The organism is Anaerolinea thermophila (assembly GCF_020723905.1).
In the GTDB taxonomy this organism is placed as follows: domain Bacteria; phylum Chloroflexota; class Anaerolineae; order Anaerolineales; family Anaerolineaceae; genus Anaerolinea; species Anaerolinea thermophila_A.
This window is the reverse complement of sequence record NZ_DYHZ01000008.1, coordinates 218504-225317: the sequence shown is the minus strand read 5'-3', so window position 1 is coordinate 225317 and position 6814 is coordinate 218504. Positions and strand designations below refer to the sequence as shown.

9 protein-coding genes are annotated in these 6814 nt (G+C 51.5%); 2 read left to right on the top strand and 7 right to left on the bottom strand.

Annotation, left to right across the window (positions count from 1 at the left end; genetic code table 11):
* Positions 1-51: 51 nt before the first annotated feature.
* Positions 52-468 carry a hypothetical protein gene (locus LHF31_RS13160; protein WP_303774292.1) on the bottom strand — a complete coding sequence of 139 codons (417 nt, stop codon included), beginning with the start codon at positions 466-468 and terminating at the stop codon, positions 52-54.
* 95 nt (positions 469-563) lie between these two features.
* Between LHF31_RS13160 and LHF31_RS13155 the strand changes: the two genes are divergently transcribed.
* Positions 564-2018 (top strand): LysM peptidoglycan-binding domain-containing protein, encoded by a 1455-nt coding sequence (locus LHF31_RS13155; RefSeq protein WP_298008844.1) that lies wholly within the window; start codon positions 564-566, stop codon positions 2016-2018.
* A gap of 27 nt (positions 2019-2045) precedes the next feature.
* Positions 2046-3380, top strand: coding sequence for an MFS transporter (locus tag LHF31_RS13150; RefSeq protein ID WP_303774291.1), 1335 nt, complete (start codon positions 2046-2048; stop codon positions 3378-3380).
* Between the two features lie 56 nt (positions 3381-3436).
* Here the strand turns inward: LHF31_RS13150 and LHF31_RS13145 are convergent, their stop codons facing one another.
* The 6 genes from LHF31_RS13145 to tsaD all read right to left on the bottom strand — a co-directional run bounded on the left by LHF31_RS13145 (position 3437) and on the right by tsaD (position 6810).
* Positions 3437-3853, bottom strand: coding sequence for an OsmC family protein (locus LHF31_RS13145; protein WP_298009483.1), 417 nt, complete (start codon positions 3851-3853; stop codon positions 3437-3439).
* Between the two features lie 23 nt (positions 3854-3876).
* Entirely contained in the window at positions 3877-4551 is a 675-nt protein-coding gene (locus LHF31_RS13140; RefSeq protein WP_298009480.1) for a thioredoxin family protein, read from the bottom strand.
* Between the two features lie 48 nt (positions 4552-4599).
* Entirely contained in the window at positions 4600-4794 is a 195-nt protein-coding gene (locus LHF31_RS13135; RefSeq protein ID WP_298009477.1) for a hypothetical protein, read from the bottom strand.
* A gap of 76 nt (positions 4795-4870) precedes the next feature.
* Positions 4871-5122, bottom strand: coding sequence for an anti-sigma factor (locus tag LHF31_RS13130; protein WP_298009475.1), 252 nt, complete (start codon positions 5120-5122; stop codon positions 4871-4873).
* Positions 5100-5732 carry an RNA polymerase sigma factor gene (locus LHF31_RS13125; RefSeq protein ID WP_298009472.1) on the bottom strand — a complete coding sequence of 211 codons (633 nt, stop codon included), beginning with the start codon at positions 5730-5732 and terminating at the stop codon, positions 5100-5102. Before LHF31_RS13125 ends, LHF31_RS13130 begins: the two co-directional genes overlap by 23 nt.
* Positions 5733-5766: 34 nt before the next feature.
* Entirely contained in the window at positions 5767-6810 is a 1044-nt protein-coding gene (gene tsaD, locus LHF31_RS13120; protein WP_298009469.1) for a tRNA (adenosine(37)-N6)-threonylcarbamoyltransferase complex transferase subunit TsaD, read from the bottom strand.
* Positions 6811-6814: the final 4 nt, after the last annotated feature.

Below are 6814 nucleotides of genomic sequence, written 5' to 3'. Positions count from 1 at the left end.
CATATTACTCCGGGCTTGCTCTTTTTTCAAATCCCACCAGCTTTGGGACAGTTACGACTCTCCTCCCTGTTGTTCCAGCAAACGAAACACCAGCATCCCCAGCGCAATCTTAACCACTGAGGCAGGGTGAATCATTTCATCAGAATGCCATTCAAAAAGCACTTCACCCTCGACCTCCTTGACCATGACATGCCAGTTTGCACCATCATCCAGCATCAAAACCAGTGATTGATCGGAGAACTGAGGAGAGGGAGGAGATGATGGGGATGGCAATAAGGGTGGGACAGGGGTTTTGGTTGCTGTAACCCGCTGAGGTTTAAAATTCAACGTTGGAGAAGCGGTAGGAGCAGGAAGCGTCTCGATAGCCCGGATTTCCTGTCTGGGCACAGAGGACATCGAAGGCAAAACCGAGAAAGGCAGGTTACACCCAGCATTGATGAGCAGAATACCGAGTAGAAGTGTCAGCAAGGCTTTCCTGCAATTTCTCATGAAAAAGATTATAAAGCGTTATAATCCTTGCCGTGGTAAACTTCTGGAAACGTTTTCTGTTTGCAGGCATCCTGATGGGATGGATCTGCACATTCCTGTTGAGCGCCTGTGCTCCGCTCGAAAACAGCCAGGCACAGTCCTTCTCAGATTCCGCGAACCTGCCTGGACAGCCTGTAGACGCGCCACAGGACACCCCTACTCCCATGCCAACCCGGCCCGTTTATCAACCGGGGGAACTGGTGGATTATGTGGCGCAAACCGGCGATACACTACCGGCAATTGCAGCACATTTTAACACCACTGTCAAAGAAATCCTGGAAGCCAATCCTTTCATTCCAGCCGATGCCACCACCATGCCACCGGGTATGCCCATGAAAATCCCCATTTACTATCAACCCCTGTGGGGAAGTCCATACCAGATTCTTCCGGACAGTCACTTTGTCAATGGACCTGCGCTGATCGGTTTTGACACTCAGAAATTTGTCCTTCTTCAGCCTGGCTGGCTGCGTTTTTACAGCGAGTATGTCGCCGATCGTGAAAGAAGCGGCGCAGAAATTGTCGAATACGTGGCAAATAACTACTCCATCAGTCCCAGAGTACTGCTCGCCATTCTGGAATATCAGTTAGGCGCTTTAACCAATCCCAGAATGCCCGAAGGTCTAGATGCGTATCCGCTGGGAGAAGAGGATATTTCCTATCGAGGACTTTACCGGCAACTGGCATGGACAGCCAATTTTCTCAATCAGCAGTATTACACCTGGCGGCAGCGCCGTCTGGAGATTACCCTGCCGGATGGACAACTGGAGCGCCCGGATCCCTGGCAAAATGCAGCCACGGTGGCTTTACAGGTTTATTTTGCCCGCCGGCTAACAATCGAGGGTTATCGAATTGCCATTTCTTCCGAAGGGTTTGCCCGAACCTATCAACAGTTGTTTGGAGATCCCTGGACAAGCGAGCCTCACATTCCGGGTAGTTTGCGTCAGCCCGAACTGAGCCTTCCATTTGGCGCAGGTAAATCCTGGTCATTTACGGGCGGTCCTCATACCGCCTGGGGAGAAGGCGAACCCTTTGCCGCGCTGGACTTTGCTCCCCCTTCTGTGGTTGGCGGATGCTCGGATACCGAAGAATTTGCTACCGCGGTTGCCAGCGGGAAAATTGTGCGCACCGGGACGGGAATCGCTGTACTGGACCTGGATGGAGACGGCGACGAACGCACCGGCTGGGTGATCTTTTACCTGCACATAGCCTCAGACGGTAAAGCGCCGCTGGGAAGCGAACTGCAAGCGGGTGACCCGATTGGAAAACCTTCCTGCGAAGGCGGAAGGGCTACCGGAACGCATGTTCACATTGCCCGCAAATTTAACGGTGAGTGGATTCCCGCCGATGGGGTTATCCCATTCAATCTGGAGGGATGGATTGCCCGCAATGGCGCGGCGCCTTACGAAGGCTGGTTGACCAGACAAAACCGGTCTGTGAAAGCCTGTGTCTGCTCAGATCAGGCAAGTCAAATTCAAGCACAAACCCGTTAAACCTGAACCAAAGGAGTATTCATCAACATGGCTCTTCATCGTCCTCGTGGTATGACTGCCTTCACTCTGGTATGGTTTGGTCAGGTGGTGTCGCTCATGGGGTCTTCCATGAGCGGTTTTGCTTTGACCATCTGGGCATGGAAACTGACCGGTTCTGCTACTGCTTTATCGCTGATGGCGTTCTTCAGTTTTGGTCCCTCCATCCTTTTCAGCCCTTTTGCGGGTGTCCTGGTGGATCGCTGGAACAAGAAACTGGTGATGATGCTGAGCGATCTGGCTGCAGGGCTGGCAACCATTGTTATCCTGATCCTGTACTCACAGGGCATCCTGCAAATCTGGCACATGTATATTGCCGGTGCATTCACCGGTATCTTTCAGTCCTTCCAGTGGCCCGCCTATTCAGCGGCAATCTCCGTGATGATTCCCAAGGAGCACTACAGCCGCGCCTCTGGGATGATGTCACTTGCTGAATGGGGCTCGGGGATACTTTCTCCGGTGATGGCTGGCGCCTTAATTGGTGTTATTGGAGTGAGTGGTATTTTGATCATTGACATCGTCACTTTCATCTTTGCCATTGCCATGCTCCTGTGGATTTTTGTCCCCCCTGTGCCCCGCTCACAGGAGTCCCTGGAAGGACAGGGGTCTATTTTCAAAGAAGCGTTATTCGGCTTCCGTTACATTTTGAACCGACGCAGTTTGCTCTTCCTGCAGTTAGTCTTTTTTTCCGGAAACCTCATGTCTACGCTGGCTGGGGTTCTTACATCTCCTATGATTCTTGCCAGAACGGGGGATAACGCCGCAATCCTTGGACTTGTTCAATCAGTGGGATCTGCCGGAGGGATTGCCGGGAGCATTCTCATATCAATCTGGGGAGGGCCCAAAAAGAAAGTTTACGGCGTGCTGGGCGGTTGGTTCCTGAGTGGATTGCTGGGGGAAATGCTGTACGGATTACGATTCGGTTTACCCGTCTGGATTGCCGCTGCTTTCTTCGCCAGTTTCTTTGGACCCATCATCAACAGCAGTAATCAAGCCATCTGGCAATCCAAAGTTCCCCCTGATCTGCAGGGACGGGTCTTCTCCATCCGTCGGATGATTGCCCAAATTACTGCCCCTCTCGCCATGCTCATTGCCGGTCCACTGGCAGATTTTCTCTTCGAACCCACCATGAAAAGCAACACCTCTCCGTTGTCCACCATTTTTGCCCCTCTAACCGGAACTGGTCCCGGGGCAGGCATGGGGACAATCATCTTCTTGAGTGGCGTGGTGATTTTGGGGGTGGCGATTTCAGGCTGGATGAATCCGCTGGTTCGGGATGTGGAAACCCTCATTCCAGATCACGACACTGTATCCTCACCATCCTGAAAATGCAAAACAGGGCTGTGCCAGTAAACTCACAGCCCTGTTTCTATTGCTTCCTTCTAGCCTTCCAGAATAGTGATCTTATGCTGGATATTTGCTGTTTTTCCCAGCATGGCTTGCGCCGAGCAGTATTTGTTCTCAGAAAGTTCAACAGCCCGTTTGACGGCTTCAGGGTCAATGTTATGCCCGGTCACCACATATTCCAGGGTGATTTCGGTAAACACCTTCGGATGTTCGTTGGCACGTTCCGCGTGGGCTCGGACTTCGAATCCTGTAACCTGTTGACGCTTTTTCTCCAGTATCGAAATTACATCCATGGCAGTGCATCCTGCCAGACCAACCAGAAGCAGTTCCATGGGACGGAAACCGTCATTCTCCCCGCCTACTTCTTGCGCAGCACCAAGGTTAACCGTAAATCCGCTTGATGCCCAACCTTCAAAGGACAACCCGTGTTTCCATGTGGCTTTCGCATCCATACCCGCATCCTCCTCCAAAATACTTAATTCTTTCCAAGTGCCCGCTGAATGTGATCAATCAGCATGTGTTCGGGAGCCGCGCCTACCATGTGCTCAGCGCCAAAATTAATCGTGGTATGGGGAACGCCAGAAACTCCGTACTGGTCAGAGAGTTCAGGAAATTCCATTGCTTCCACCATCTCGGCTTCTACCATAGGGCTTTCCAGCGCCATTTGATGCGCCAGCACTACCGCGCGCGGGCAATATGGACAAGTCGGCGTGACAAACACCTGCAGATGGACTGGCTTGTCCAGCGTCTTCAAGAATTCACGGGTTTCCGGCGACAGTCCCGAATCACGGCGGGAAACAATCAAGATCGAATTGACCAGCGAAGTAAATTCATGCCCGGCCGGAATGCCTTTGTAACGAATCCCATAATCTGTCAGGGTATCGCCGTCTTTTCCCAGTATCACAAAGGTTGGAACCGCATCCACCTTGTATTGCTGTGCCAGTTCCGGGTTCTCATTTAAATTGTACACTTTGAGATCCAGTTTATCGGACAACTCACATACTTCGGTGAGCAACTGGCGGGTTTCCTCACAGTACTGACACACAGATTTATCATCAGACCCAAAGAACAGAATCTGGACAGGTTTCTCCAGCGCCTCAAAGAACTCACGCACCTGTTGTCGAATATTCTCGTCTAACATCTTTTCCATTTTTTCATTCTCCTTTTTTGTCCATACAGGACATCTCATTCTGGTTTATCAGGTGAAACAACCACCTTCTTTGTATCCACACACCGGGCAGGAAAGGTTCAGCATTCCATCGTAATCCAGCACTCCCTGATGACATTTCGGACAAAGCGAACCCGCACCGGTAGCCTTCCCCCTGTACTGATCCTCCAGCGGGATCAGCACAGGCTTAAGGGATTCGTCCTCCCCTTCAGGGGATGAGTTCACATGAACCTCTTCCATGCACAAACAGATAGATGCTCAGTGAGCAAAAAAGTTACAACAGAGAAAGGCACAGATGGGATTAAGGACGTAAATAATCTTCAAGGTTCAGACGCATGTACAGCCGACGTCCCACTTCAGGCGGAAGAGTTTCCTGCTCCTCTTCTTCATGATACAGTTCAATTGTTTTTCGTAAGGTATTGACCACCACCTGACAGTTATGACACTCCAGCAAGTGACGTTCAATCTCGGTGCACAAGTCTTCGCTGAGTTCGCCATCCACATATTCCCCCAGGGAATGCAGTAACCGCTCACATTCTTTCGATTCGGTCATATCCCAACACCTCCATCCGGTGACCATAGTAAGCCGAGAGTTCTTCACGCAATTTCAACCGTGCACGCAATAACCGGGTTTTAACCGCAGTTTCGGAAATCCCCAATGCTTCGGCAGTCTCCCGGACGCTTAAATCCTGTAAATCCCGCAGGACAAAAACCGCGCGCAAAGCCGGCGAAAGTTGTTCAACGGCACGGTTCAAGAAATCCCTGGCTTCAGAACTGAGCAATTCATTCTCAGGCAGGCAGCACCAGTCTACAATATCCCGCGGTTCTTCAATACTTTCTCCGTCTTCCTGACTGGTGGTCTGATCTTCCAGCGAAAAAGCCTCAGGACGCTTTTTTCGTAAAATCATCAGGGCTTCATTCATAGCAATCCGGTACAACCATGTGGAAAGACTGGAACGCTCTTCAAAACCGGGTAAAGCGCGTAAGGCTTTCAGGAATGTTTCCTGAAGCACATCTTCAGCATCCTGGGCATTCCCCAGCATCTTGAGCGCAAGGCGATAAATCCCCGGTGAGTACTGTTCCACCATGCGGGCAAATTCTTCCCGATTTCCCGCTTTCAAGGCTTGCACGGAGAGAGGTTTTTTAACGTTCGGCTCATTCATTTAGATGCAGTTCCTCAAATTTCGTGACCTGTAATCAAAGCAATTGCCAGGTAGGCAAGACATCCAGATCCAGCGGATCTCGCTGTCCGTGAAGCCAGCGATAATATCCAGCCGTTGCAATCATGACAGCATTGTCGGTACACAAGGACAGATCGGGAATATGGACCCGAAATTCGTTTTGCCCCGTGAAGGCAGCACGTAAAGCAAGATTGGCTGAAACTCCTCCGGCTAACAGAATTTCCTGTGCTTTAAACATGCGCGCGGCTTGAAGCGTCTTGGTAAACAGCACATCCACCACCGCGGCTTGAAAACTGGCGGCAAGGTCTTCAACGGGAAGAGGTTGCTGTTTTTCTTCAAATTCTCGCACTACTCTCAGCACCGCAGTCTTCAATCCGCTAAAGGAAAAATTCCAGGTACCATCCAGGCGAGCACGCGGAAAGGAAAAGGCTTCGGGATTGCCGCGCAGGGCCGCATTTTGAATCGAGGGGCCACCGGGATAAGGCAAACCCAACAGACGCGCCACTTTATCGAAGGCTTCGCCGGCCGCATCATCCAGTGTGCCACCCAGACGTTTATATTGCAAATGATCGGTGATTAAGATTAACTCGGTGTGCCCACCCGAGACCAGCAAAGCCACCAGAGGGAACTGCGGCTCTGGATGATCATCATGCTCATCGCGTCGCACCCAGGCGGCATAAAGATGTCCCTCAAGGTGGTTGACTCCAATCAAGGGCAGATTTCCCGCCAGGGCAATCCCTTTGGCAGTGTTCATACCAACCACCAGTGATCCTGCCAGGCCGGGTCCCCGCGTAACTGCCACGGCATCCAGATCTCTCAGACTGAGGTGCGATTTTTGCAGGGCTTCATCTACAACCGCATAAATGGTGCGAATGTGCTGGCGTGAGGCTACCTCAGGGAAGACTCCTCCATACTTTTTGTGCAATTCCGCCTGGGATGCCACCACGTTTGAAAGAGGAATGCGCCCATCCTCGACAACCGCCGCGGCAGTCTCGTCACATGAAGTTTCAATACCCAGCACTCGTACAGGCTGTCTGGAGAGATCTTTTCGTTTGTCCATGCTT